Genomic DNA, 25548 nt, shown 5'->3' on the forward strand with positions numbered 1-25548 from the left:
GCCAACCGTCTCGCCTCACGGAAAACACACCACAGGGGCGAGTGAACGACGAGCTGCCCGCCGGCATTCCTATGACGGCGAGAAGCGCAGTGACCGTAGCCGACGCCTGGGTGCCCGCTCAGTCCTCGTTGAAGTCGGCGTCGAATGAAGCGATGGCTTGCTCAACCGTCGCGAACAGTCTGCGCCTCACCTCGGGCGCCTCTTCACAGAGCAACTCCCAGAAGCGCTGCTCGTGGCCCCGGAGCATCTCTCGGTCCACGGGCAACCAGACCCTGTCGGCGCTCTGGACCATGAAGCCGCGTCCGGGAAGCACTTCAATGCAACGGTAGATGACGGCCTTCTCTGTCCCCAGGCGTTGGACGATGTCGAAGGGGCGGTAGAGAACCGGGTCGCTCATGAGCGGGAAACATACTCCCGCGGAGCCCAAGCCCCGCGGGAGTCGCTACGTCAGGGCGTCTTCGCCGCGGGCTTCTCGATCTCCTTGAGAACCTTCTCCGCGTTCGTGTTGGTCGGATCCAACTCCAGCGACCGGCGATAGCTCGACGCGGCCAGGGCCTTGTCGCCGTTGGCCAGATACGCTTCGCCCAGGCTGTCATGGACGTTCCCATCCTGCGGGAACTGCTCCACGTTGAACTTGAAGATCTCGATGGCCTCCGGCATGCGCCCGGCCGACAACAGCTGATAGCCGACGGTGTTGAGCTCTCCCGGACCGAGGAAGTACTCGGTGGGCTTCTTCTCCTTGACCGTCTTGTACCGCGCGATGGCGTCCGAGGCGGTCCCCTTGTCGAGCACCTCCCACACCACTTCACCCATCGGCTTCAGCGGAGTCTGGGGCGTGACGCCGTGCAGGATGCTCAGGGCTCCCACCGCCACGCTGCGCGCCCTCACCCCGCGCCCCACGTTGCTCAAAACGATGACGACTTCCTTCTTTTCCGGCACGCGCACCAGAAACGAGCTGAAGCCGTGGATGCCTCCACCGTGGCTCGTGGTCGCGACCTTCGTCTTCCCGTCATCCAGTTGGGTCGGGGCCACGTTCCAGCCGAAGCCGTAGTCGTCCAGCCCCGGGGTGAACATCTTCTGCTTCAGCGCCGCCGGCAGCACCTTGTCCCCGTAGAGCGCGCGGTCCCACAGGTAGAGATCCTCCACCGTCGAGTACATCGACCCGGCGGCATAGGGCAGTCCCATGTCGATGTATGCCGCGTTCACGAAGCCGCCCGGGTTGCGCTCGTAGCCGCTCGCGCGCTTCGCCAGCACCGTCGCCGACACGTCGAAGCCCGTGTTCTTCATCCCCACCGGCTCGAAGATCCGCTCGCGCAGCACCTGCGCATAGGTCTTGCCCGTCACCTTCTCGATGATGGCGCCCAGGAGGAAGTAACCCGAGTTGTTGTACGAGTACTTCGACCCCGGCTCGAACTCCAGGTCGCCGCTGGCGAACTGCTTCACGAAGTCGGCAACCTTGTACGGATTGCGAGCAAACTTCGCACTGAAGTCCGGCCGCGACGTGTAGCTGGGGATGCCCGACGTGTGGTTCAGCAGGTGCGTCACCGTGACGCGCGCGCCCGTGTCCTGGCGGTAGTCCGGCAGGTGCTTCGTGATGGGGTCCTCGAGCCCCACCTTGCCCTCTTCCACGAGCTTCAGGATGAGCACGGCGGTGAACTGCTTGGTGATGGAGCCGATGCGGAACTTCGTGTCCGGCGTTACCGGGATCTGCCACTCGAAGTTCGCCGGGCCATACCCCTTCTTGAGGATGATGCCCTTCTCGTCGGCGACCAGCAGCGCACCATTGAACTGCTTCAGCTCGGTGTACTTCGCCGTCAGGCGATCAATCGCGTCCTTCCGGCTCGCCGCGGCAGCCGGTGACACCACGAGCAACAGCGCCAGTCCCGCGACAACACCCACATCCATCCAACCGCGCTTCATTCAGGACTCCCGCGACACGTAGAACAGCCAGAACCCGCCATATCCACCGGTTCAGGCCCACAACCACTTCCCATGCACGAACGAAGACCCCTTCGATTGCGTGCGGGCATGGCATGGGCCAGGGGCCCGCGCTACCTTCAGGGCCTGATGCGCATCCATCACCCCTGGCACGCCCTGGCGCTCGGCCTGCTCGCCATGACCTGGGCCTGCCGGAGTGACCCTCCGCCCAGCTACGTCCGGATAGAAGGCCCCGCGCCGATCATCGCGGATGCACCGGACTCGCGCGCGTTGCTGGTGGTGTTCTGGGCGTCGTGGTGCCCTCCCTGCCGCAGGGAGACACCCCAGCTGCGTTCCCTGGCCGAATCGCCTCCCGAGGGACTCCAGGTCATCGTCCTCAGCCACGACACGGACCTCGCGGACGTGGAGTCGTACTTCGAGGGCCCTCCTCCCCCCGAGTTTCGCCTGCGCCTGGACGTGGGCAAGCAGGTCGCCCATGCCTTCGGCGTGGAGCTGCTCCCGACCAGCCTCCTCGTGGTCGATGGCAGGCTGGTCGCCCGTTTCCCAGGCCCTCGTGACTGGGACTCGCGGGCCATGCGACGCCTCCTGGAGAAGTTGACCGTCCCTCCGGAGAGTCGGGCCGCCGGCTCGGCGAATTGACTCCGACCCTTCGTCCTGGCTAAGCCAGTGGGTGGATGCGGTTCCTCCTGCGATTCCTGGCCGTGCTCCTCGTCCTGATGACGGGCGGCGTCTTTCAGACGCTGGCCTTCGCTTCGGACACGCACGCCGACTGCGCGGAGGAAGAAGACGACGAGTGCACCGACTGCGCTCCCAGCTGCGTCCTATGCCCCTGCTGCCCACTGAGGGCCACTCCCGCGCCGGTTCCCGTCCTGGAGAACCTCGCGGATGCGCCCACTCCGCCGCCCGTGCCGGGCCGCGTGGACGAGCCGGTCCTCTCCGGGCAGGCCGACGACATCTTCCAGCCGCCTAGAGCCTGACGCCTCCCTTCACGGGAGACGTGTGCCCTCCGCATGCCCACCGGGCGTGCGCGTGCATGCGCGTCCTCGTCGCCTGAAGCCTTGTCCAACGTCCCCGCGCCTGGTCGCGCGGGAATTCACCGCCGTGGGCGACCGCCCCGGCTGGAGCCTCCTCATGCGTTCTCTGCGTACCCTGTCCGTGCTCATCGCGCTGTTCACCGTCTCCCCTGCCCTGGCCGAAGCGCCCAAGGCCCCCGAGAAGTCCCAGTCCGCCGAAGCCGAGAAGCCCAAGTGTGAGCACGGCGTGCAGAAGTCCCTGTGTACGCGCTGCAACCCGAAGCTCGCCGCCGTCTTCAAGGCCAAGGGCGACTGGTGCGCGGAGCACGAGCGGCCCGAGTCCCAGTGCTCCCTCTGCCACCCCGACCTCGCCAAGAAGGGCGTGAAGTAGATGCCTGCCTCCCGCGTCGGTCCGGTGATGCTGTGCGCCCTGCTCTGCTTGAGCGCGGCGAGCTGCTCCAAGGAATCCAAGCCCGCCGAGGCGGAGAAGCGCGCCGCGTCGTCGGCCGTCGCGGGAGGCACCTCCGGGCCCGCCCAGCCCATCCCCCTGTGTGAACACAAGGTGCCCGCGGAGCTGTGCACCCAATGCAACCCGGACCTCATCGACGTCTTCAAGGCACAAGACGACTGGTGCGCGGAACACGGAGTGCCCGAGTCACAGTGCTTCCAATGCAACCCAAGCCTCACCTTCACCGCGCAGGCCACCGCGCCGAAGGACTGGTGCAAGGAGCACGCGGTCCCCGAGTCGAAGTGTACGAAGTGCCATCCAGCCCTCGTCGCGAAGTTCATCGAGGCCGGTGACTACTGCCGGGAGCACGGCTTCCCAGAGTCCGTCTGTCCGTACTGCCACCCGGAGCTCGTGAAGGCCGCCGGCGCGGAGCCACCCGCCTTCCCCGAGCCGGGCACGCGCGTTCGCCTCGCCTCGGCGGAGACCGCGCGAGAGGCGGGCATTCAGACCCGGCGCGTGGAGAAGCGGCCCTTTGCCCGCACGTTGGAGGTCGTTGGTCAGCTCGACTTCAACAACAACCGCCGGGCCCAGCTCTCGACTCGCGGCGAAGCGCTCATCGTCGAAGTCCGAGCCGACGTCGGCGACGAGGTGAAGGCCGGACAGGCCCTCGTGGTGGTGACGTCCGGTGCGGTGGGCGCGGACCAGGGTCGGCTCTCCTCGGCCCAGGCGCGCGTGGAAGCCTCGCGTGCCGCGCTTGCGCGCCAACAGTCACTCGTCGACAGTGGCATCAGCGCGCGCAAGAGCCTTGAACAGGCCCAGGCGGATGTGGTCGCGGCCGAGGCGGAGCGCGACGCCGCCCGCGCCTCCCTGACGGCCGCGGGCGCCTCCGCCAACAGCCAGCAGGGGACGTACACGCTGACAGCTCCATTCGCCGGCACGGTGGTGAGCCGTGACGCGGTCCCCGGCAGACAGGTGGGCGCGGGACAGACGCTCCTTCAAATCGCCGACCTGAGCACCCTGTGGGCCTTGCTGGAAGTGCCCGAGGCGGACGCCAGCGTGGTGCGCGCGGGACAGCCCGTCACCCTCTCGTTCGAGAGCATGCCGGGCGAAACCCGCGAAGCCACCCTCACCCGCGTAGGGGCCTCCGTGGACCCGACCACTCGCACCGTGCGCGCTCGCGTGGAGCTGCCCAACCCCGAGGGCGCCCTCAAGGCGGGCCTCTTTCTTCGAGCCCGCGTGCAGGTCGCCGCCGAACATCAGGCCCTGCTCGTCCCTCGCGCGGCCATCCAGCGCGCCGAGGGCCGCACGCTCGTCTTCGTGAAGAAGGACGCGGGACTCTACGAGCCCGTCGTGGTGGAGCTGGGCGCCGGGACTCGCGAGGCCGTGGAGGTGGTGAAGGGACTCTCCGAGGGTCAGGAGGTCGTCACCACGGGCGCATTCCTCCTCAAGACGGAGATCCTCAAGGAGTCCATCGGCGCGGGCTGCTGCGAGACGGCGGAGGGCGAATAGCCACCATGCTGACCCGAGTCATCGACTGGTCGCTGACGCATCGCGGAGCCGTCCTCGTCGGCACCCTGGCCCTCATCATCTCGGGGCTCTTGTCCTTCCGGGAGCTGCCCATCGACGCCATCCCGGACACGACACCCACGCAGGTGCAGGTCAACACCGTGGCCCCGGCCCTCACGCCCCTGGAGGTGGAGCGGCAGCTCACCATCCCCATCGAGCAATCACTGGCGGGCCTGCCCCGCGTCAGCGAGCTGCGGTCCATCTCCAAGTTCGGCCTGTCCCAGGTGACGCTCCAGTTCAGCGACGGCACGGACCTGTGGTTCGCGCGGCAACAGGTGGCCGAGCGGCTCGGCCGCGTGGAAGTCCCAGCGGGCATCGAGCGCCCCTCGCTGGGGCCGGTGGCCACGGGACTGGGCGAGGTCTTCCACTACGTCGTCAAGAGCCGGACGAAGAGCCTGGAGGAGCTGCGCACCCTGCATGACGGCATCATCGCGCCGCGCCTGCGCAGCGTGCCCGGCGTCGCCGAGGTGAACGCCTGGGGCGGTGAGGAGAAGCAGTGGCACGTCGTGGTGGAGCCGCGCCGCCTGCAACAGTTCAACCTCTCCCTGCAGGACGTCTACCGGGCGCTGGAGGAGAACAACGCGAACGTGGGCGGTGGCGTGGTGGAGCGCGGAGGCGCGGCGAGCCTCGTCCTCGGCGTGGGCATCCTGGAGAGCGGCAAGGCCGTCGAGGACGTCGTCGTCGCGGCGCATGACGGCGTGCCCGTGCGCATCCGCGATGTGGCCCGCGTGGAGGTGGGCCATGAAATCCGCCGGGGCGCCACCACGGCGGATGGCGAAGGAGAGGCCGTCCTGGGCCTGGGCTTCATGCTGGTGGGAGAGAACTCCCACACGGTGACGAAGGCGCTGGCGCAGCGACTCGAGGAGGTGAAGCGCGCCCTGCCCCAGGACCTCTCCGTGGAGCCCGTCTACGAGCGCACCGAACTGGTGGACCATGTGCTGCGCACGGTGCGCACGAACCTGCTGGAAGGCGCGCTGCTCGTCATCGCCGTCCTCTTCCTGTTCCTGGGCAACTGGCGCGCGGGCCTCATCGTCGCGGCGGCGATTCCCCTGTCCCTGCTGTTTGCCTTCAACGCGATGCTGCAATTCGGCATCGCCGGCACCCTCATGTCCTTGGGAGCCATCGACTTCGGGCTCGTCGTCGACTCGTCCGTCATCCTCGTGGAGAACGCGGAGCGGCGGCTCGCCGAGGCCCGAGGGAGCCGCTCCCTCCTCGAAGTCGTGCGCGACGCCGCCGTCGAGGTGCGCGGGCCCACCCTCTTCGGTGAGCTCATCATCCTGGTGGTGTATCTGCCCATCCTCGCGCTGGAGGGCGTGGAGGGGAGGCTGTTCCGCCCCATGGCGCTCACCGTCATCTTCGCCCTGCTGGGCAGCGCGCTGCTCTCCATGACGTTGATGCCGGTGCTGGCATCCTTCGCCCTGAAGCGCGGCGGGGGACAGCACCGCGAGCCGCGCCTCGTCACCTTCCTCAAGCGCCGCTACCAGCCCGTGCTCGACTGGGCCCTCCGTCACACCCGGGCTGTCCTCGTCGGCGCGGGGCTGCTCGTCGTGGGTGCGCTCATCGCCGCCACGCAGCTCGGCAGCGAGTTCGTCCCGCGCCTGTCCGAAGGCACGCTCGTCATCAACACCGTGCGACTGGCCGAGGTGTCCCTCACCGAATCCGTCCGCTACGGCACGCAGATAGAGAAGGTGCTCCTCACCCGCTTCCCCGATGAAGTGCGGCGCGTGTGGACGCGCACCGGCACGGCGGAGGTGGCCACGGACCCCATGGGCATCGAGCTGTCCGACGTCTTCATCACCCTCCAGCCACGGGACACCTGGAAGCGAGCCACGACGCAGGATGAACTGGTCGCGGAGATGAAGGCGGAGCTGGCGGACCTGCCCGGGATGCGCATGGCGTTCCTCCAGCCCATCGAGATGCGGGTCAACGAGATGATCGCCGGCGTGCGCGGCGACGTGGGCATCAAGCTCTTCGGGGACGACCTGGACGTGCTGAAGGCCAAGGCCCGTGAGCTGGAGGGCCTCGTCAAGGCCATCCCAGGCGCCGCCGACGTCACCGTGGAGCAGCTCACGGGTCAGCCCGTGCTCGAGGTGACGGTGGACCGGGAGGCCGTGGCCCGCCACGGCATCTCCACCCGCGCGGTGCTCGACATCGTGGAGGCAGTGGGTACCCGAAGCGTGGGCGAGGTGCGCGAGGGCGAGCGACGCTTCGACCTGGCCGTGCGGCTGTCCGAGGAGTACCGCGATGACCCGGCGAAGCTGGCCACGGTACCGGTGACGGCGCCCGGGGGAGCGCGTGTGCCGCTGGGGCGGTTGGCCCGCATCCGCGAGGTGTCCGGGCCCACCACGCTCCAGCGCGAGTGGGGCAAGCGCCGCATCGTCGTGCAGGCCAACGTGCGCGACCGGGACCTCGGCGGCTTCGTCGATGAAGTGCGCCGCACCCTGGACGAAAAGTTGGAGCTGCCCTCGGGCTACTACCTCCGCTTCGGCGGACAGTTCGAACACCTGGAGCGGGCACAGGCGCGCCTGCTCATCGTGGTGCCGCTGGCGCTGGCCCTCATCTTCCTCCTGCTCTACCTCACCTATCGGCGCGTGCTCGACGCCGTGCGCATCTTCGCGGGCGTGCCGTTCGCCCTGGTGGGCGGCGTGCTCGCGCTCCTGCTTCGGGGTCTGCCCTTCTCCATCTCCGCCGCCGTGGGCTTCATCGCCCTCTCCGGCGTATCGGTGCTGGGAGACATGGTGCTCGTCTCACGCGTGCGCGCCCTGCTCGATGAAGGCCTCGCGCTGAGCGAAGCCCTCCGCGAAGCGGCCCTCTCACGCTTGAGACCGGTGCTGATGACGGCCGCCGTGGCCGCCATCGGGTTCCTGCCCATGGCGCTCAACACCGGCGTGGGAGCGGAGGTCCAACGACCTCTCGCCACCGTCGTCATCGGCGGAGTCATCTCCTCCACCCTGCTCACCCTGGTGGTGCTGCCGGTCCTCTACGCCGTGTTCGGAGCCGGACGGCAACGGCCACCGCACCCACGGGAAGAAACACCCCCGCCACCCGCGGAGGCCCCTATCGACGCTCACAAATCAGCGGCGGGTTGACCCACCTGCTCGGGCACCTCTCCCCCTGGGACACGACCGCGTCGAGGAGCGATCACTCGCCCTACCCACCAGGCCAGGACCGCGTCGCCTCCATGACCTGACAGGTTCGGCGGGTTTCACCCAACCGACAGAATTGTGGATTCCTCACTGTCACTCGATTCCGGGTTCAGGAGCACTGCGCTTATTTTGGCGTCAACGGCATCACGGTGACGGCACCTGGGCGAGTCGAAGCACGGGGGACGCGGCATGGTCAGTCCGAGGACGGCACCGATCCGGACAGGCAACACGAGCACCTTCACGCTGAAGCAACGACGCCTGCACATCATCCTGTTGGACCCGAGGGAACAGCCCTACGCGGGACGTGAGTACGTCCTCCGGGTGGGACGCACCGAGCACTGCGGCACGACAGCCTCCGATGGCTCGCTCTCCCACGAGGTCCCCGGCCTCGCCACCGGTGAGCTGCTGTTGCACCTGCCTCCGCCCGACCCGGGCCCCGACGAGCCTCCGCCTCCCGTGGCCACACGCCCCGGCCAGCCTCCCCGATATCCCCCGTCCATCGTCGCCAGCGACTTCATGGACACGCACGCCTCGGTGGAGCCCTCACCCGACCTGCTGAGCTGGGCGCTGCACCTCGAATCCCCCGCGACCTTCGACGCCGACGCGATGACGGCCGCCCAGGAACGACTGCACAACCTGGGCTTCCTCATCGAAGGCGAGCGCGGCGCTCCCGGGCCCCGCACTCGCGCCGCGGTGCGCGCCTTCCAGCGCAACCATGGACTCGCGGAAACAGGTCAGCTCGCGGACGTGCAACGCGAGCTGATTCGCCGTCACGACACGTGAGCCCCCGCCATGGCACGCCTCGCTCTCTCGGCCCATGTCGCGCTCACTCCTCCCAGTGGACGCAATCGCAACCGGCTTCGTCTCGCCAGCTTTGGCGTCACGGACTTCCGGCTCTCCATCCCCGGCGGCGCGACCTCCCGCTTCCATCGCCCGGGACTCCGCACGCGCACCACCGAGGCTCCCGAAGATGACTTCCACTTCGTGCCCGAAGTGGAGCCCGCGGAGCTGACCTATCGGCTCTCCAATGACGCCCACCTCGTGCGCGTCGGTCGCCTGGAGCTGTTCACCCGCCACGCGAAGAAGCCCCTGTGGACCCGGGACCTGACCGCCGAGGAGCTTACGGGCGGCGAACACCGCCTGCCCTGGGACGGCACCGTCACCGCGTGCGAGGCCTTTCCCGACGGCGTCGTCACCGTGGAGCACTCGCCCTACAAGCTCAAGCTGACGCTCCAGGGCGCGGGCCTCGCGGAGTGCCCCGTCGCCTGGACGTACTTCCATGTCCTGGTGGATGGGATTGAGCTGGAGCTGGGTGACTCCCGCGTGCTCACGCGACAGAGGGACCGCGACGTGGCGACGACCCTCGGGCGGCTTCCATCCGACGGAGAGCGGGCGGAGATTCGACTCGTCAGCAACCTCTTCAAGACACGCATCGAGGAGATGGGCGACGACACCGACTTCCGGCAATACCGCCGCGCGTGGGGCATGGGGCCGGATGTCCCCATCTTCGCCCGCGCGTGGCTCAAGGACTCACGCAACCGTCGCGTCGACGCTCCCCGCGCGCTCGGCAGGGTGCGCTTCCTCTGGGATTGGGAAGACGAGTCCGAGGACCTCACCCCGCACTCGCCCCTCGCACGCGCCTATCTGGAGCACGCGCTGGCGCGGCAATGCCAGACCTCACGCCCCAAGGGAGACAACGCGCACCGCGACGTGGGCGGCAAGCGCGGCCAGCCCTCCGCGACGGTCTTCCCTCGGCAGACCGGTTACACCCCGCAGGCCGAGCCCCGGGACGGAGCGTTCCCCTTCCGCGTCGTGCCGTGTTCGAAGCGCAAGTGGGCGGCGTACAGCCTGCCGTGGACCCGCGGCGCCTTCGCGGGGCGAACGGGTGTGGTGTTCCAGCCCTCACGCATCGCGGGTGACGCCTGGCGCGTGACGGTGCAGCTTGCCTACGACAAGCGGAAGGACGGCGGCGTCGTGCTGGACGTCGAGGACGAGGCTCCGCTCCCCGCCGCCATCCAGGCCCGCACCGGCATCTTCGAGTCCTGGCGCGAGGTCCACATCTCGCGCGTGCTGCGCAAGCACCCGAGCGTCTCCGGCGTCTGCATCGCCGACGTCCAGCAACGCTTCGCTCGCGCTTTTTTACGACTGGAAGACCGCAGCGGTGGCGTCACCATCATGGACGCGGACACCTACAACAAACGCATCGCCCGAGCTGTCGCCGCCCTGTCCCCGGAGGTCCGCGCCGCCATCGACCCCCTCGTGGACCAATACGCCGCGGGCCCGCATGCCCTCACTTTTCGCACCTACCCGAACTTTCTCGACGAAGTGAAGCGGCTGCGCGGAGGTGGGCGAGCCACCGCTTCTCGCTGGCTCGTTCCCGGCAAGATCGCGAGCACGGACAACAAGGAACACGCGTACCATCGTCTCTGTAAGGACTGGGCCAAGAGCATCCTCGTCACGGCCTTCGACGAGCCCACCGGTGGCACTCCCGGCATCGTGCTCTTGCAATTCAACGGCCTCTACAATCTCGAAACAGAACCTGGGGGCAGTCTCGTCAATGGATTCTCCCAGGAGTTTCCCTCGCAGGACCGCGCGCGCTGTGCCGTCGTGCAGTGCGGAACCGCGAGGAACTACAACGGCGGCGCCAACTCGCTCGTGCAGACCATCGCCCACGAGGTGGGCCATCAGCTCTTCCTTCCCCATGCCCCCTTCCCGGTCCACCGGGTGCCCACCGGCGCGAGGACTGAACAGCATGACCAGGACGGGAGCGATTGTCTGATGGGTTACGACTTCTCCGTGGAACGACGGTTCTGTGGCATGTGCCTGCTACGACTCCGGGGCTGGAACAAACAGGCGCTGAGCAGCATCGGAAGTCGGAACGCCCGGCCATGAGCCCAATTCTCCTGGCCTGCCACGCGGTCCTCGTGTCGCTGACGCTCGCGAGCACGCCCCCTCGCCCCACCCCGAGTCCTTCCAAGCCGACTGGAGGTCCCTCCGTGCGCATCCAGATCAACCTGCCCCAGGAGCGCTTCACCGCCATCGAGGACCGCATCCCGCGCGTCACCGTGCGCAACGAGGGCCCATCTCCGGTGGAGCTGGCGGACCCCTTCCGGAACGCAGATGACACGCTCACGTACACGCTCACGGGCCCGGAGTATCCCCAGGGCCGCAGCGCCAACGCGCGCGAGTTCACCCTTCGCAATCCAGACCACGCCGTCTCCCCCGACGCCGCCCCGCGCGTGAGGCTCGGCGTGGGACAGGCGCTCGAGTCCGTGCTGGAGCTGCACGAGTGGCTTCCCGTCACCCGTCCCGGACGCTATCGCCTGGAGGCGCGGCTGGAGCAGCCGGCGCTCTCGGTGGAGTCGACGCCCGTCGAGTTCGAGATCGTCGCGTCGACCTCGGGTCCCGCGTCCTTGGGCTTCGACGTGGCGGCCAGGTATCGCAGCAGCGTCTTCGCCACGTGGTTCCAGGAGATTGAGGGCCGGCCGATGCTCGTCGCGGGCGTCTATGCGGACGCGACGGACGACAGTGAGTGGGGCGTGCGGTGGAGTCCCGCGACCATCCTCGGCCCTGTCGAGCCCGGCTCCAGAGACGCCCTGGCGCCGTGGACCAACAACACACAGGGCGCGCCGTGTGTCGACTGGGTGGTCTGGCGCAAGGGCGCCTCGGTGATGGCCCTGGCGGAGCCCGCAACCACCGAGCATCCGTTTCGCATGGACCTGGAGGCGCCCCCCGAGTCCCTGGTGCGTCCGCCCCTCCAGACAGCCGCCGGTGAGCTGTTCATTCCCTTCATCGCCGCGGGCGGGAGGGAGCTTCGGCTCCTCCGCTTCCAGTCCACCCTCGATTCGACGGAGGTCACCCCCGGCCGCGAGGTGGGGCGCGTGCGGCTGCCAGGAAAACCCATCGCCTCGCGCGCCACCATCCAGCCCGACTCCCTGGGAGACGCCATCAGCGTGGTGCTCGTCGAGGACACGGCCGAAGGACTGGACCTGCACCATGTGCGCAGCCGTGCCGGAGGTGGGCTCACCCGCGTCGCCAGCACCCGCCTGCCTGGGCTCAGAGCGCTTCCCAGCTCGGAGCCCGGGCTGTGGATGGACCCGGCGGGCAGGCTGAACGTCGCGGTGCTCGCAGCGTCACTGAAGCACCCACGCCGGGCCATGCTCGCGCAGGTGCGCTACCGGGCGGATGGGAGGCTGGAGTCGCCCCCTCGGGTGAAGGCCTTGGCGGAGCTCCCCGCGGTACCTCGCGCGGCCATCGCCCGGCACCATCCGGAGGACCTGAGCAAGGGCGAGCTGTTCTGGGCCATCCTGCTGGTGGATGGGCGGATGGTGACCTCCTCCACGAAGAATGGAGGCCCGATAACGCCCCGTCATCCGGTGGCCCTGCCGCTCGAGCTCTACCCGGCCCGGGACACGTACGTGCTCACCGTGGACCCCGTGCTCGGACCTTCCTTCGAGCCCCTGCGCTGACACCGTGACGGATGCCCACCTACAGCCCGGGCGGCGGGGCGGGCGTCCGGCGCTCAGGTTTCACTGTCCAACACGGGCCCGGTAGAGCTAGGTAGAGACGGCTCCCGGGAGTTCCGATGACCGCCGCCCTGCTTTCCCTGACCCTTGCATTCGGCCTCATCACCGGCCAGTTCGCGCCCCAGCAGGCGGCGAGCGAGCCTCTCGCACCCGAACTCGAGGTCCGCGTCCAGCAGCTCGGCAAGACGTTGCGCTGCGCGGTGTGCCAGGGCCTCTCCATCTCCGACAGCCCGTCCTCCATGGCGCGCGCGCAGCTCGACATGGTCCGCGAGCTGGTCTCCGAGGGGAAGAACGACCAGGAAGTCGTCGACTTCTTCGTGTCCCGCTACGGAGAGTGGGTGCTGCTGGAGCCCAAGGCGGAGGGCTTCAACTGGTTCGTCTGGCTGGGCCCCGTCGCGCTCCTCATGGTGGGCGGGTTCGTCATCTGGCGACAGGTCCAGCAAGGACCGCCCCCGCAGGCCACGGCGGCCACGCCGGCCACTCCTTCCGCCCCCACTCCGGGCACCCCTTCCGCGGCGGATGACGCCGACCCCTACCTCCAGGCCGTGCGCCGGGAGCTGGAGCGCTAAGCCATGCAGCAACAGCCGACCAACTGGTTGCCCGGTATCATCGTCCTCGCCGTGGCCTTCATCGCCGCCGCCGCGTGGCTGCTCTTCATGCGTCGCAAGGGCGCGCTCACCACGCCCGAGCCCAAGGACGGCGTGCTCGACGACCTGGGCCAGCGCGCGCAGTCGCTCATCGACCAGCTGCGCACCCTGGAGGCGGACAAGCACAACCTGGCCGCCGAGCAGTACGCCACGGAGAAGTCCCGCCTGGAGCACGAGGCCGCCGCGGCCTTTCGCGCCAAGGACGAGCACCTCAAGCGCAAGGCGTCCAGTGGGGAGCCGCGCGCCCGGACGCAGCAGGCGCCCGCGCCCACCGGCTGGTCGGCGCGCAATCCGCAGTTGTCTGGCGCGCTGTGGGGCGCCGGCATCGTCCTGTTCTTCGGAGGACTGGGCTACCTGCTCGTCTCCGAGCAGCAGGCGCGCACCGACGGGCAGGAGGCCACCGGCCGCATGCCTCCGGGCGCCCCCGGGCAGGGTCAGGCGCCGCAGCAGGGCGGCATGGGCGCGCAGCAGCCGGAAGGCGCGGAGATGGAGGAGGCGCGCGCGCGGCTGGAGGCCAATCCGTTCGACCTGGACTCCGCGTCCATGCTCAGCCACGAGTTGATCCGTCGTCAGCAGTTCGACGAGGCCGCGACGGTGACGGCCAAGGGCCTGGCGGTGGACCCGTTCCACGTCGAGCTGCGCGTGCACCGGGGCGTGCTGCGCGCCACTCGAGGGGACATGGAAGGCGCCGAGGCGGAGCTGACCGAGCTGGTCAACACGTGGCCCGACGCGCAGGAGGCGCTCATCTTCCTGGGCAGCCTCGCGCTGCGCCGCGACGACAAGCTCAAGGCGCTGGAGCACTTCGAGCGGTTCTCCGTCGAGGTGCCTCGCAACATGCAGCCTCCGCAGCTCCTGCCCGCGATTGCCCAGCTGCGCTCCGAGGTGGCCGCGGTTCCGTGATGGGTCCGGGCTTCCGCTCTGGAAGCCCGTGTGGTCCACACAGTTGTCGAGACGGGTCCGTGAGTGGACGGGCCCTGTGCGACGGAGTCAGTTGAGCGTGCCGCACTCGGCGATGCGCTGAACTCGCAGCGCGGCCAGTCGCTCCAGCGCCGCCGCCGCCTCGGGTCCTTCCAGCATCGCCACCGCGCGGGCTATCGCGTCGAGGGTGGACATCCCGGACGGATGCGTGGGCTCGCGGAGCATGAGCATTCCGGACTCGGGTGGAGGGAGGACGAGTCTTGGAAGCGTCCGGAGGACGGGGATGCGTTGAGACATCCGCCGAGCCTGGGACCAGCTCCCGTCCAGCACCACGAGCTGTCGTGGCGCGGGGGCATCCGGCGGTGCGGCGGGGCCGTCTGGGAAGAGCATCCAGGTGCCCGGCTCGGAGAGGACCGACGTGTCGAAGGACTCATCCGGCGCGCCATAGGTGAGCAGCTTCGCGTTCGACAGCGCGAGCGCGGCCACCCGCCCGGTGTTGCTCTTCTTCCATGTCTCCACGATGTGCTGGAGCAGGACGATGCGGGTGCGCGTCGCGACCTGGGGAATCTCTGCGCACAGGCACAGGTGCTGCGGGAGGTTGCAGCGCTGACAACGCGGCCGACGAAAGACGGGGACAGACATCCTCCTGCATCCTGTTCCGCGAGCCCCTGGAAGAGAAGCGCTTGTTCTGATTCCGGTGGGGTGTTCACGCCAGAGCAGGCAAGCTTTGCCCCGTGGGGCCCTGACTTGATTGAAAGGACGTGGCGATGCGTTCCCGCACATGCAGCGCGCTCCTGCTCGTTCTCACAGCCTGCGCTACCGCCACCCCCATCCCAGAGGCGACTTCCGCTCGGAGCCCAAGGCTCGCGAACCTCCGGCGAGCGGCGACGCTTCCATGGAGCGACGGAGGAAGGTGCGTCGTCCAGGAGGCTGACCTCCCCTGGCCCATGGTGGTGGACCGGTGCTTTGATTCTCTCGACCATGAACGGATCCGGTTCAGGGATCCGACGGGAAGATGCGCTGTCGCCTCCGCTGGTGCGGTCGTCATGGGCGTGGGCGTCTGCATCCTGGCCGCACCTGAGATTCTGGTTGGAGCGGTGATCATCACGGGCGCGGTGGTCGTCGCCGTCGCCATCAAGGGGGCGTTGGATGCGTATGAGCTACGACACCCCTATCCCGATGAAACGGGCCACGCTCCTGAGACGAAGCCCCTGGCCGACACGGAGCACGCGCCACAGGAGCCCCTGGCGAAACCACGGCTTGAACCGGAGCCAGCGGCGCAGGACTGGCTACCGCCCCTACCGCCTGATCTCCCTGAGGGAGAGCGCAGCCGCAGGTGTGAGCCTCGACGGGTGAATCACCGTGGCGGCAATGACCCGCACAACCAATGCGCTGACAAGGTTCCGAACAACAGCTTCCCTGGATGGGATGTGTTCGTGAACGGCAAGAATTTCGACGCCCTGCAATTGGCCAGGCGCACGCTCTGGGAGGTCAAGACCGACAACTTCGACACGTACAGCGCCTTTCTCCGAGGTCGGGTGATCAAGGATCAGGTGGCGGAGATGCGGCTTGAGCGTGGCCTCGCGCTGGCCTGCCGGTTTGACTTCCGGGTGGGTGTGCGCAGCGAAGCACATCAGGAAGCGTTAGAAGAAGCGGCCCCGGACCTCAAGGGCTTTATCGTCGTCATGGACTGGTGCTGAGATGACAGCCAAGCGAGAAATGACCCTCATCGTCTATGCACCTGCGCTCATGGGTGACGACAACCGTCCTGTGACCGTGGTTCAGGGGATGGAGCGTGCATTCCCTGGTTTGCGCCTGGATTGGAAGGTCTCGGAAGACGGGTGCCCCATCGCATTGCCGCAACGCGACGCATGGCTCAAGGAAGAGGCAAAAGACGGGGGGTTCCCGCTCCTGTGCAACGGTGACGAGAGTTCCCCTGTGATGATTTCGGGGATGGAGATACCCGCGGGCCTCTCTCCAGGGGGGCACGCACAATTCGAGGTCCGTGCCGATCTGCCCCCAGACACAGCAGGGATTGTGTCGGCCGCGAATGTGCTAGCGGCGGTGGCGGAAAGCGCACGCGCGCATTGGGGACATGTCACACCATTCAGGGCAAGCCTGGACATCGCGCGCCAGACAAGGAATAGGGCAGACGACCTGGACCCGCCTCCCCGTGGCCTGCCGGTGATCGCGTCCCCGGGAGCCATGGGCTCACCTGAGATTCCCCATCGCCTGGGTTGGCTGAACTATTGGTCGGCGGCTGCCGCACGCACCATCGGCTTCCCGGACCCTTCCCGTGACGCGGAGCTGCTTTCACGGGCGCGGCCCACCGCGACGGGCGGCTGGGTTGTGCAGCTCACCGACGAGCCACTCAATCTCGACAACCCCGCGCATCTCGACGCGCTGCTACGCGCCTATGAGCGCTTTCCGGTGATCGGCGATCGCGCCACTTCCTGAGCCGTAGTGCGCATCCTCTCCCGCTGTTACTGGCTGAGCCGTTGCATTCGCGCCCTGTCACAGTGTTACATCGTGACCGCAGTGCAGCACCGTGACTGAAGAGGGGGAGACATGTCGACTCGTATCTCGAAGGACGCATCGCCCGTCGCGAATGTCGCGGCGGAGCAGGCCCGTCGTGCCGCGGAGGAAGCCGCGCGGCGTGCGGCGGAAGAAGCGGCCCGGCGCATGTTGGAAGAACTCACGAGGCTCGCCACCCAGGCCGCGAGCCTGGACGCCAAGAAGCCCGACTCATTCAAGACCGCGCAACCCCAGACGCGAGGCCCGGACCTCGCGACCGATGGAAACTCCGCACCCGGCACCTCGCTCGCGAGCGAGAACGCGAAGGACGGCCGGGTGAACTGCCTGGACGCGATCGCGGACTTCCTGTCGCTGGCGCCCGCCGTCATCCGCGCACGCTCGGAGGTCCTCTTCCTGAAGGACAGCCGCCCCGGCGCCGAGGGCACCACGGGCCACGTCGTCATCCGCCAGGGCAACAACATCTACGACCCCACGACGCGCGAATGGACCGCGTCGGAGACGTACCTGAAGCAGCACCCCGAGTACTCCATCGCGGGCTCCGTGCCGGGGAGCACGGTGAACACGATTCTCTCCGCGCCCCCTGGCCCGGAACGAGAGGCCGCGCTGGCGCGAGCGAACCTTCCACCGGAGATCGCGAACATGGTGGTGGCGGACACGGGCACCTCGCTCCCCGTCCCCGCCTGGCTCGAACAAGGCGGCCCTCCGCCATGGCTGCACGGCGCCTGGCACCATCTGGACGCCACGGCCCAGGCGAGCGTCCTGAACGGCATCCGCGAGAATTGGAGCCAGCACGTCGAGGACATGGCCCCCGCGTGGATTCGCGACCCGTCCCTGTCTCCTCCACCTCTGACGGAGGACTGGAGCGAGCTGTCGCCGGAAGAGCAGCGCGCGACGGCCGAAGAGCACTGGGCCACGCTGGTCGAGGAAGAGATGTCCCTCTACTTCGGGCCCCTGCCTGAAACCGGCGTGGCGGCGGAGACGCCTCTCATCGGCACCTCACGCGGGTGGCCCTGGGGCGAAGGCAGCGTCGGCGAGTGGGCCGCAAACCACTCCGCGGGACAGGACCCCATCGCCCAGTACCTGAACATCGGCGCCATCCTCAACGGCGAGGGCAAGGACTACACCCACGGCAACCTGTGCGGAGAGCTGTCCGCCCTCTCCGTCATGGGGATGGAGCTCGTGGACGGCCTCACCCGCTTCGCCAACCTCGGCTCCGACTACCGAGGCATCCTGAGCAACGGCGAGATGCTGACGAACTCCACCCACCTGGAGACCTTCCTGGCCAGCCAGGGCTGGAGAATCGTCGGTCAGCAGGCGGGCTCCGAGAACGACCCGACCATGACGGACCTGGACGGCAGCTTCAGCGCCACCAACACGTACAACAACAACCACGCGCAGAACCCCACGCCCGAGGCCGTGCAACGCATCCTCGACGACGGCGGCGCATTGATGGTCCTCGTCAACATCGACGGCGCCGACAACGGGATGCTGGAGTCGGTGCGCACCTCGGACCAGGACATCACCCACTGGGTGAGCGTGGTCGACATCACCGAGAACGCCCAGGGACAGACGTACGTGCGCGTCTACAATCCCTATCAGAACCGCGAGGAGGTCTACTCGTGGGCGGACTTCAAGGCGGCCTGGCAGAGCCCCAGTGAGTCGGGCTTCACGTACGTCGCCGCGATGCCGCCCGACGCAACCAGCACGCCCTGAGCGAAGGGACGCGAGCGAAAGGGCGCGCGGCCATTCACGCCGCCGCCCTCCGCTGCTCGCATCGGACGCCCGCCTCCGGCCTCGCCTTACGCACGATGCCGGTCGCCTGGCTTCACCGCGACGTCCTCAATCCACCGCGGCACGGCGACGCCGGAACCGGCGCACCTTCTCCACCCATGTGCCCGGCATCACCTGCTTCGCCGCGTTGCGCCCCTTGCGCGCCAGCTCCTCCGCCCGGGTGAACCAGGCCCCCGCGCGCGTCCCGCTGTGCACGCGCACGGACACCGTGCGCCGCTGCTTCGACACCCAGTCGGACTTGTACGTCTCCGTGCCGCGAAGGAAGTCGTACTCGGTGAGCCCGGCCTCCATCGCGTCCTTGAACGTCTCGCCCACCAGCACCAGGCCCACGCTGCGGCTGCGCCACTCCGGGTCATACCCGGACTGGAAGTACACGAAGCGGTCCCCGTGCACGATGCCGTACACCGAAGCCACGGCCCGGCCGCCCACCTTCATCGTGTACAGCCGCAGCCGTCCCCGCTCCGCGAGCAGTTGGGTCGCGTCCCGGTGGAACGACTCCACGCCCGTGCCCTTGATGCCCTGCGAGCCACCGTCCTCCGCCCACCGCGCCGAGTGCAGCCGGAAGAAGTCCGTCATCGGCCCGGCCAGCTCACCCGGCGCCTCCGTGCGCTCGATGCGGTAGCCGTCCTGCTTCTCCAGCCACTTGCGCCGCCGCAGGTAGTTGTCACGCCGACCCGTGCGCTTGAGGAACGCGTCGAACGGCTCGCGCGGGTCCAACACGTCGTACGGACACACGTACCGCTCCGACAGCCGCACGTCCTGTCCGGAGAAGGCCGCGCGCAGCACGTCCACCGTGACGGAGTCCTCGCGCAGGTCCGTCAAATCCAGCACGTCCCACTCCTCGCGCAGCGCCACCAGCATCCGCGCGAAGGCCCCCGCCACCTCGCGCTCCGCGCCCCGCCGGGCCACGACGTCCAGGTAGTCACTGCCCACGTGCGTCTCGCCCAGGAAGCCCAGGCGCCGCACCCGCGCACCCGTCACCCGACGCGTCTCCAACCCCAGCGGCAACAGCCCCACCAGCGTCCCCGCCGCGTCGCGCGCCGTCAGGACCAAGGGCCTCCGCCCCGGTTCGATGCGCCGGCACCACGGATACAACCACTCCCATGAATTGAAGGGCCCCGCGTGGCTCGAATCCAGCAGCGAATCCCACTCCGCGCGCATTCCCGCCAGCGCGGACAGACTGCCCACGGCGCTCACGTCCAGCCGCTGCGCGGCGCGCGGCCCCTGCCTCAGCTCGTCTTCGCGAATCACCGTCCCGCCTCCTCGGAGGGGAGAACCGCCCCTCCCATCCCCGCAGACCCACTCATCCCGCGCGCTTCTTCGTCCGCTTCTCCGCTCGCACCGCGTCGCGCACCACCAGCGCCACGTCCGCCATCACCTCCGGCGACAGGTCCTGGTGACACGGAATCTCCACGATGCTGCGCCGCAACTGCGCCACCTCGGGGAACGCCCCCGCGTCACACGCCGGATGGAAGCGCTTCCAGAAGTCGATGGCATCGATGCCCTTCGCCCTCAGCCGCGCGAGCACCTCCGCCTTCTCCTGCACCACCATCGGGAAGAAGAGTGGACACGCGCCGGGCGGCAGTTGGTTGAACAGCGGCGGCACCACGTCCCGCAGCCGGCCCAGCAGGTAGAAGTAGTTGCGCCGCCGCTTCTCGACGATGGACTCCAAATCCTGCGCCAGGGCGATCCGCTTCGTCAGCGGGCTCATGCCCAGGTCCACGTGCTTGCGGTCGAAGTGCTGCGTGCCCGTGGCCACGCGCTCGATGCTCGCCGCCTTCACCGTGCCGTGCCCCAGCGTGCGGACGAAGCCCCGCAGCGTGCGCCCCGCCGCCCCACCGCGCAGCTCCAGGTTCTGCAGCAGCGCGGACACCGTGTGGCTGAAGGTCGACGCGGACGGCGGCGACGGAGGCTCCGGCAGGCTGTAGGAGCGCGGCCCGTTCACCACCAGCGCGCCACCGTTCGGCACGGGCAGCGTCTTGTAGAGACAGTAGATGCCCACGTCTCCCGTCGTCCCGAGCGGCACCGAGCCATCCGACGACAGGAGCGACAGCGCGCAGTCCTCAATCAGCACCAGCCCGTGCTGGTCCGCAAGCTTGCGCATCTCTTCCACCGGGCCCGGGAAGCCCGCGTAGTGCGTCAGGTACAGCGCCTTCGTCTTCGGACCGATGCGCCGCGCCACGTCCTCCAGGTCCACGTCCCACCGGCTGCCCACCCGGTAGAAGCGCGGCGTGGCGCCCGCGTCCACCAGCGCCTCCACCTCCACGCCATGGTGGTACGACGGCATCAGGACTTCGCCCTTGTCCAACCCCAGCATCTTCACCGTGAGCCACACGGCGTTGCGGGCGAAGTAGAAGTAGCGGACGTTGGGAGACGAGAACGGCGGCAGTGCTCCGGGCCGGGGCTTGGACAGCAACATGCCAGGCCACAGCGTGGGCAGGGACGGCACGAACATCTTGCCCGGGGGAGTCATCGCTTCCATTTCGCCACCACCTCTTTCACCGCCGGGCTCCACCGGAACTTGGCCGCGCACAGCGCCCGGCCGAAGGCGGAGTCGTTGAAGATGTAGAGCCACGTGTGGCGCCGGACCTGGTCGGTCCAGTCGCGCTTCCACACCATGTCCGGCCCCAGGAAATCGAACTCGCGCAGGCCCCGGTCGATGCAGGCCCCCACCACTTCCTCCATCAGGAGCTGGCCCGGGCTGCACTCGCGCAGCGCCTCGTCGTAGCCAGGCTTCAAGAGGAAGTAGCGCCCGCCGTCTTCCAGGCCGTAGTGGAAGGCCACCGGCCGGCCATCCAGCCGCAGGAAGTACAGCGCCAGCTTCTTGCGGTAGGCCGCGTCGCGCCCCAGCTCCGTGTAGAAGCCGCGCGTCGCCGAGTCCTGCGCCATGGCCGTGCCGCGCTCGCCCTTCCAGCCGCTCTGCTCCAGCAGGAAGCCGTCCTCCAGCGTGCGCTCCAAATCGAGCCCGCCCTCCACCCGCTCGAAGGTGACGCGGCCCTTCTCCTCCAGCTTGCGACGCCGACGCCGGCAGTTCGCCTTGAACTTCGCCTGGAGCGACGCCTGGTACTTCTCCCGCGTGGCGGGCAGCGGAATGTACGGAGACTGGAGCGACTCCCACGCCCCCACGGGCATGTCCGCGCTGCGGGCCGCCGCGTGCAGTCGCCACGCCGAGCCCCCATCCGGCACGTCCGTCAAACGCAGCACGTCCCACCCGCCCCGCCGTCGCAGGTGCGAGAGGAACAGGGCCGCGGCGACCTCCGGCTCGCGGGCCAGCAGGTCAAAGCGACACGAGTGCGCATTGGCCGCGCCGGAGAGCTGACGCACCGGCACGCCGTACAGCGTGGTGCGCTCCTCCCACAGCGGCAGCGCCGCGCTCAACTGGCCGTCCGCGTCCCGCAGCGTCAGCACGCGCAGGCGCGCGCCGGGGGCGAAGTTGTCCAGCCAGATGCGCAGGAACTCGTGCCGGTAGAACACCTCGCCGGACGTCGCCTCCACCAGCGCGTTCCACTCCGACTCCAGGGCCATGAAGGCCGCACGGTCGTCGACTTCGACGACGCGCGGCCCGGGGTTGCTCAGGGTTGCTTCCATGTTCGGGCGCCCAAGGTGGTGATGGGAAGGCGTGGCTACAAGCCGCTGCGCGCCATCTTCAACAAGCAGGCGGCGACCTTGCGGCTGTCGTGTCGGATCCTCGACCCATCCTTGAGGAGGTCGGCCCGCACCGGCACCACCCCCGCGGCGATGAGCTCGCGAGTGTCCACGTCGACGGGGAACGAGCCCCGCCGCCCGTACCGCCGCATGGCGTCCGGCGCCGGCAGCGTGCCGTTCACCAGCACCGCGTCCAGCACGGGGCCCACGTGCTCTCGCACCGCCTGCACGTGGTCCAGGCACGACATGCCGTCCGTCTCCCCCGGCTGCGTCATCAGGTTGGCCACCATGACCTTGAGCGCGCGCGTCTCCTTCAGCGCCTGGGCCACGCCGTCCACCAGCAGATTGGGCAAGAGGCTCGAGTACAGCGAGCCCGGGCCAATCGCCACCAGGTCCGCGGTGTAGATGGCCTCCAGCAGGCCCTCCACCGGAGGCGGCGAGCGCGGGCTGAGCGTCACCTTGCGCACCCGCCCCTGCGCCCGGCAGATGTTGCGCTCGCCGACGACCTCCGTGTCGTCATGCATCTGCGCCACCAACTGCACGGAGGCCAGCGTGGACGGCAGCACCGTGCCGCGCGCGCCCAGCAGCTCGCCGGACATGCGCACCGCCTCCATGAAGTCGCCCTTGAGTTCCGCCAGCGCGGCGATGAGCAGGTTGCCCACTGCGTGACCGGCCAGCCCCCGCGCCCCACCGAAGCGGAACTGGAACACTTCCTTCAGCGCGCTGCGCCCCCCGGCCAGCGCCACCAGGCAATTTCGGATGTCACCCGGAGGCAGCGCGCCGTGCAGCCTGCGCAGGCGGCCGGAGCTGCCCCCGTCGTCGCTCATCGCCACCACGGCGGTGATGTCCACGCCCGGGTCGCCCGGCTTGGGCGCCGAGCGCTTCGCCAGGCCGCGCAGCACCATGGGAAGCCCCGTGCCGCCGCCAATGGCGACGATGCGCGTGGGCCGCTGCAGGTGCGGCTGCATCAGCTCGTTGCGGTCCGTCTCCCGTTCACGCTCACGCTCCCTGCGAGCACGGGCTTCCTCCCACGACTCCGGGAGCTGCGAATCCATGTCCATCCCCACCATGACCCAACCCCCATCCACGACGCCCAAACCCGCCACCCCTGGCGAGTCCCCGCCCGACCTTCCCTCCCTCGAGGGAAGGCCGACGAGAGGTGTGCCTACCGAGCTCCACGCCCGAGCAAAACATGCCTCACGGTGTGGAAAATGATGCCCACGTCCAGGAACAGCGAGCCGTTCTTCACGTAGTACAGGTCGAACTCCAGCTTGTTGCGCGCATCCTCCACGGAGGCTCCGTAGGGGTAGCGAATCTGGGCCCAGCCCGTCAGGCCCGGCTTCACTGCCTCACGCAGTCCGTAGAAGGGAATCTGCTGCTTGAGTTGCTCGACAAACACGGGCCGCTCCGGACGCGGACCCACGAAGCTCATCTCCCCCATCAACACGTTGAACACCTGGGGAATCTCGTCGATTCGCGTGCGCCGGATGAACTTGCCCACCCGGGTGACACGGTCATCGTTCGCACGAGCCCACACCGCGCCGTTCTTCTCCGCGTCCGTCCGCATGCTGCGGAACTTCCACAGGTAGTACGTCACGCCTCCCAGCCCCGTGCGCTCCTGTCGGTAGAAGACAGGCCCCTTCGAATCCAGCTTGATGGCCACCGCCACCAGAAGCAGGAAGGGTGCCGACAACGCCAGGAGCAGCGACGCCACCGCCAGGTCGAAGGCCCGCTTGAAGGCCCGCCGCAACGGAGACACCGTCAATTCGTCCGCGAAGGCGAAGTCGCTCGCCCGGAGGAACTGCACCGGAATCCGCCGCAGCACCCGCTCGCAGAAGCCCGTCGCGTCATACACGCGGCGGCCTTGCAGCCGACAGCTCAGCAGTGAGTCCACCCAGTTGGCCCCGCGCATGTCGTCAGCAGCCTGCACGACATATGCCGCGCCCATGCGGGCCGCCATGTGCTCCAGGGGTTCCTCCGTGGTGCGTGGGTCCACCAGCGCGACGACGCGGTAGCTGCCCTCGCCGCCCGCTTCGATGGCGGTCGCCACCGCGCGGGCCTTGAGGCCATCACCGACGATGAGCACCGCGTGCGGCGCCCCCACCAGCGCGCGAATGGACACCCGGACGACCAGCGTGCCCGCCAGCGCCCCCATGGCTCCACCGAGCAGCGCGCCAGGAGGCAGCGCGACGGGCAACACCAGAGGGGCCACCAGCATCACCCCACCGGTCACCATCGCCGTGACACCCGCGGCCTTCAGGAAGCGGTAGCCCCGCGCCCGGTCCTCCGCGGCCACGCGCAAGTCATACAAATCCAACAGGTACAGCGTGAACTGGAACGTGACCACGAAGGCCGCGCCCAGGCCCAGCAGCGTGGGCCACAGCGCCGTGAGCGGCGGCCGTGTCCCAGCAGGCGCGAAGAGTGCCGCACAGGCCGCCGCGCCCATCACGCAGGCCAGTGCGATCGCCGAGCTCTCGGCGAGGAAGAACGTCAGCTTCTTGGCAGAAAAATAGTGGTGAAAAACCCGGAGCACGTGCCCCTCCAACCAACCCGCCCGACTCACGACCCGCCCCCTCGACTCGTCACCTCCGCCCCACTCCCGTCACCGGGACGCGGGGCGGAGGCTACCGCCCTCTACTTCTGCTTCTCGTAGTTCTTCAGGTACGGCGTCGCATGCACCTCCGCGCCGTTGAGCACGCACCCCAACACGGGCGCGCCGGCCAGCTGCTCCACCGCCTGGTGCACCGTCTTGCCCGGCGTCACGTTGGCGCGGATGACCATCAGCACCCCGTCCACCTGGTGACCCAGGATGGCCGCGTCCGCGAACGGCAGCGTCGGCGGCAGGTCGATGTACACCTCGTCGAAGCCCTCACGCACCGCCTTGAGGAACTGCTTCATCCGAGGGCTGGCCAGCACCTGCGAGGGCTCCTCCGGCGCGGTGCCGGCGGGGATGAGGGCCAGGCGCGTGGCCGCGAAGCGACGCACCACGTCCCGCACCTCCACCTCGCCGGACAACAGCTCCGCCAGGCCCGTCTTGTTGCGCACCCCCAGCGTGGCCGCCACACCGCCGCGCCGCAGGTCCGCGTCCACCAGCAGGATGCGCCGGTCCGGATTCGCCCGGGCCGCCGCCATCGCCAGGTTGACGCTCGTCACCGTCTTGCCCTCGCCGGGCATCGCGGAGGTCAGCGCCACCACCTTCATGGGGCGCAGCTCCCGCATCCGCTCCAACCGGTAATACAGGCTGCGGTACTGCTCCGCCGCCGCCGAGGCCGGCGCGGTCAGCGTCACCACCCGCCGGTCCACCGCGTTCGGGTTCGTCGAGTTCTCATCCACCCGCGGGAGGAAGTTGCCCGCCCGCTCCATCGTCTGGTCCAT

22 protein-coding genes are annotated in these 25548 nt (G+C 68.8%); 13 read left to right on the top strand and 9 right to left on the bottom strand.

The features are described from left to right. Positions 1–118: 118 nt before the first annotated feature. Together HUA75_RS39950 and HUA75_RS39955 are read right to left on the bottom strand one after the other, a co-directional pair. The gene (locus HUA75_RS39950) at positions 119–397 is read right to left on the bottom strand and encodes a hypothetical protein (protein WP_174489426.1); all 279 of its coding nucleotides are present in this window, start codon (positions 395–397) and stop codon (positions 119–121) included. Between the two features lie 50 nt (positions 398–447). Next, positions 448–1920, bottom strand: a complete 1473-nt coding sequence (locus HUA75_RS39955) for a serine hydrolase domain-containing protein (RefSeq protein WP_174489427.1) — start codon at positions 1918–1920, stop codon at positions 448–450. A gap of 108 nt (positions 1921–2028) precedes the next feature. Here HUA75_RS39955 and HUA75_RS39960 point away from each other — a divergent pair, with 108 nt between their 5' ends. From HUA75_RS39960 to HUA75_RS40005, 10 genes are all read left to right on the top strand, one after another. Next, positions 2029–2577, top strand: coding sequence for a TlpA disulfide reductase family protein (locus tag HUA75_RS39960; protein WP_306440882.1), 549 nt, complete (start codon positions 2029–2031; stop codon positions 2575–2577). 35 nt (positions 2578–2612) lie between these two features. Continuing rightward, on the top strand, positions 2613–2915 hold the full coding sequence (locus tag HUA75_RS39965) for a hypothetical protein (protein WP_174489428.1): 303 nt from the start codon (positions 2613–2615) through the stop codon (positions 2913–2915). Between the two features lie 154 nt (positions 2916–3069). Then, complete coding sequence (locus HUA75_RS39970; RefSeq protein ID WP_141643314.1) at positions 3070–3342, top strand: hypothetical protein; 273 nt, start codon at positions 3070–3072, stop codon at positions 3340–3342. Further along, positions 3343–4908 carry an efflux RND transporter periplasmic adaptor subunit gene (locus HUA75_RS39975; protein WP_174489429.1) on the top strand — a complete coding sequence of 522 codons (1566 nt, stop codon included), beginning with the start codon at positions 3343–3345 and terminating at the stop codon, positions 4906–4908. 5 nt (positions 4909–4913) lie between these two features. Then, entirely contained in the window at positions 4914–8054 is a 3141-nt protein-coding gene (locus HUA75_RS39980) for an efflux RND transporter permease subunit (protein WP_174489430.1), read from the top strand. A 246-nt stretch (positions 8055–8300) separates the two neighbouring features. Beyond that, a complete protein-coding gene (locus tag HUA75_RS39985; RefSeq protein ID WP_174489431.1) occupies positions 8301–8894 on the top strand; it encodes a peptidoglycan-binding protein in 594 nt (197 codons plus the stop codon). Positions 8895–8903: 9 nt separating this feature from the next. Continuing rightward, on the top strand, positions 8904–11003 hold the full coding sequence (locus tag HUA75_RS39990; RefSeq protein ID WP_174489432.1) for a hypothetical protein: 2100 nt from the start codon (positions 8904–8906) through the stop codon (positions 11001–11003). Next, a complete protein-coding gene (locus tag HUA75_RS39995) occupies positions 11000–12580 on the top strand; it encodes a hypothetical protein (RefSeq protein ID WP_174478609.1) in 1581 nt (526 codons plus the stop codon). The genes HUA75_RS39990 and HUA75_RS39995 overlap by 4 nt, the downstream gene beginning before the upstream one ends. A 116-nt stretch (positions 12581–12696) precedes the next feature. Next, complete coding sequence (locus tag HUA75_RS40000) at positions 12697–13206, top strand: cytochrome c-type biogenesis protein (protein ID WP_174458640.1); 510 nt, start codon at positions 12697–12699, stop codon at positions 13204–13206. Between the two features lie 3 nt (positions 13207–13209). Further along, a complete protein-coding gene (locus tag HUA75_RS40005; protein ID WP_174489433.1) occupies positions 13210–14184 on the top strand; it encodes a tetratricopeptide repeat protein in 975 nt (324 codons plus the stop codon). 87 nt (positions 14185–14271) lie between these two features. Here HUA75_RS40005 and HUA75_RS40010 read toward each other — a convergent pair whose 3' ends face one another. Next, entirely contained in the window at positions 14272–14844 is a 573-nt protein-coding gene (locus HUA75_RS40010; protein WP_141648028.1) for a tRNA-uridine aminocarboxypropyltransferase, read from the bottom strand. 404 nt (positions 14845–15248) lie between these two features. Between HUA75_RS40010 and HUA75_RS40015 the strand changes: the two genes are divergently transcribed. The 3 genes from HUA75_RS40015 (at position 15249) to HUA75_RS40025 (ending at position 18450) form a co-directional block, all read left to right on the top strand. Beyond that, positions 15249–15902: a DUF6310 domain-containing protein gene (locus HUA75_RS40015; protein WP_306440938.1), complete on the top strand. Its 654-nt coding sequence runs from the start codon at positions 15249–15251 to the stop codon at positions 15900–15902. Between the two features lies 1 nt (position 15903). Beyond that, the gene (locus HUA75_RS40020) at positions 15904–16659 is read left to right on the top strand and encodes a DUF5953 family protein (RefSeq protein WP_174489435.1); all 756 of its coding nucleotides are present in this window, start codon (positions 15904–15906) and stop codon (positions 16657–16659) included. A 111-nt stretch (positions 16660–16770) separates the two neighbouring features. After that, positions 16771–18450: a hypothetical protein gene (locus tag HUA75_RS40025; RefSeq protein WP_174489436.1), complete on the top strand. Its 1680-nt coding sequence runs from the start codon at positions 16771–16773 to the stop codon at positions 18448–18450. Between the two features lie 126 nt (positions 18451–18576). Here the strand turns inward: HUA75_RS40025 and HUA75_RS40030 are convergent, their stop codons facing one another. The 6 genes from HUA75_RS40030 to HUA75_RS40055 all read right to left on the bottom strand — a co-directional run bounded on the left by HUA75_RS40030 (position 18577) and on the right by HUA75_RS40055 (position 25548). Continuing rightward, the gene (locus HUA75_RS40030) at positions 18577–19779 is read right to left on the bottom strand and encodes a GNAT family N-acetyltransferase (protein ID WP_174489437.1); all 1203 of its coding nucleotides are present in this window, start codon (positions 19777–19779) and stop codon (positions 18577–18579) included. A 52-nt stretch (positions 19780–19831) separates the two neighbouring features. Next, a complete protein-coding gene (locus HUA75_RS40035) occupies positions 19832–21010 on the bottom strand; it encodes a DegT/DnrJ/EryC1/StrS family aminotransferase (protein ID WP_371746305.1) in 1179 nt (392 codons plus the stop codon). Then, a complete protein-coding gene (locus HUA75_RS40040) occupies positions 20998–22116 on the bottom strand; it encodes a GNAT family N-acetyltransferase (protein ID WP_174489438.1) in 1119 nt (372 codons plus the stop codon). The genes HUA75_RS40035 and HUA75_RS40040 overlap by 13 nt, the downstream gene beginning before the upstream one ends. A 35-nt stretch (positions 22117–22151) precedes the next feature. Further along, the gene (gene yvcK / locus HUA75_RS40045) at positions 22152–23243 is read right to left on the bottom strand and encodes a gluconeogenesis factor YvcK family protein (RefSeq protein WP_141648023.1); all 1092 of its coding nucleotides are present in this window, start codon (positions 23241–23243) and stop codon (positions 22152–22154) included. Between the two features lie 95 nt (positions 23244–23338). Then, positions 23339–24706: a polyisoprenyl-phosphate hexose-1-phosphate transferase ExoE gene (exoE, locus tag HUA75_RS40050; RefSeq protein ID WP_141649501.1), complete on the bottom strand. Its 1368-nt coding sequence runs from the start codon at positions 24704–24706 to the stop codon at positions 23339–23341. Between the two features lie 101 nt (positions 24707–24807). Then, positions 24808–25548 carry a CpsD/CapB family tyrosine-protein kinase gene (locus tag HUA75_RS40055; protein WP_141645315.1) on the bottom strand — a complete coding sequence of 247 codons (741 nt, stop codon included), beginning with the start codon at positions 25546–25548 and terminating at the stop codon, positions 24808–24810.

Source organism: Myxococcus sp. CA040A (assembly GCF_013336725.1).
In the GTDB taxonomy this organism is placed as follows: domain Bacteria; phylum Myxococcota; class Myxococcia; order Myxococcales; family Myxococcaceae; genus Myxococcus; species Myxococcus llanfairpwllgwyngyllgogerychwyrndrobwllllantysiliogogogochensis.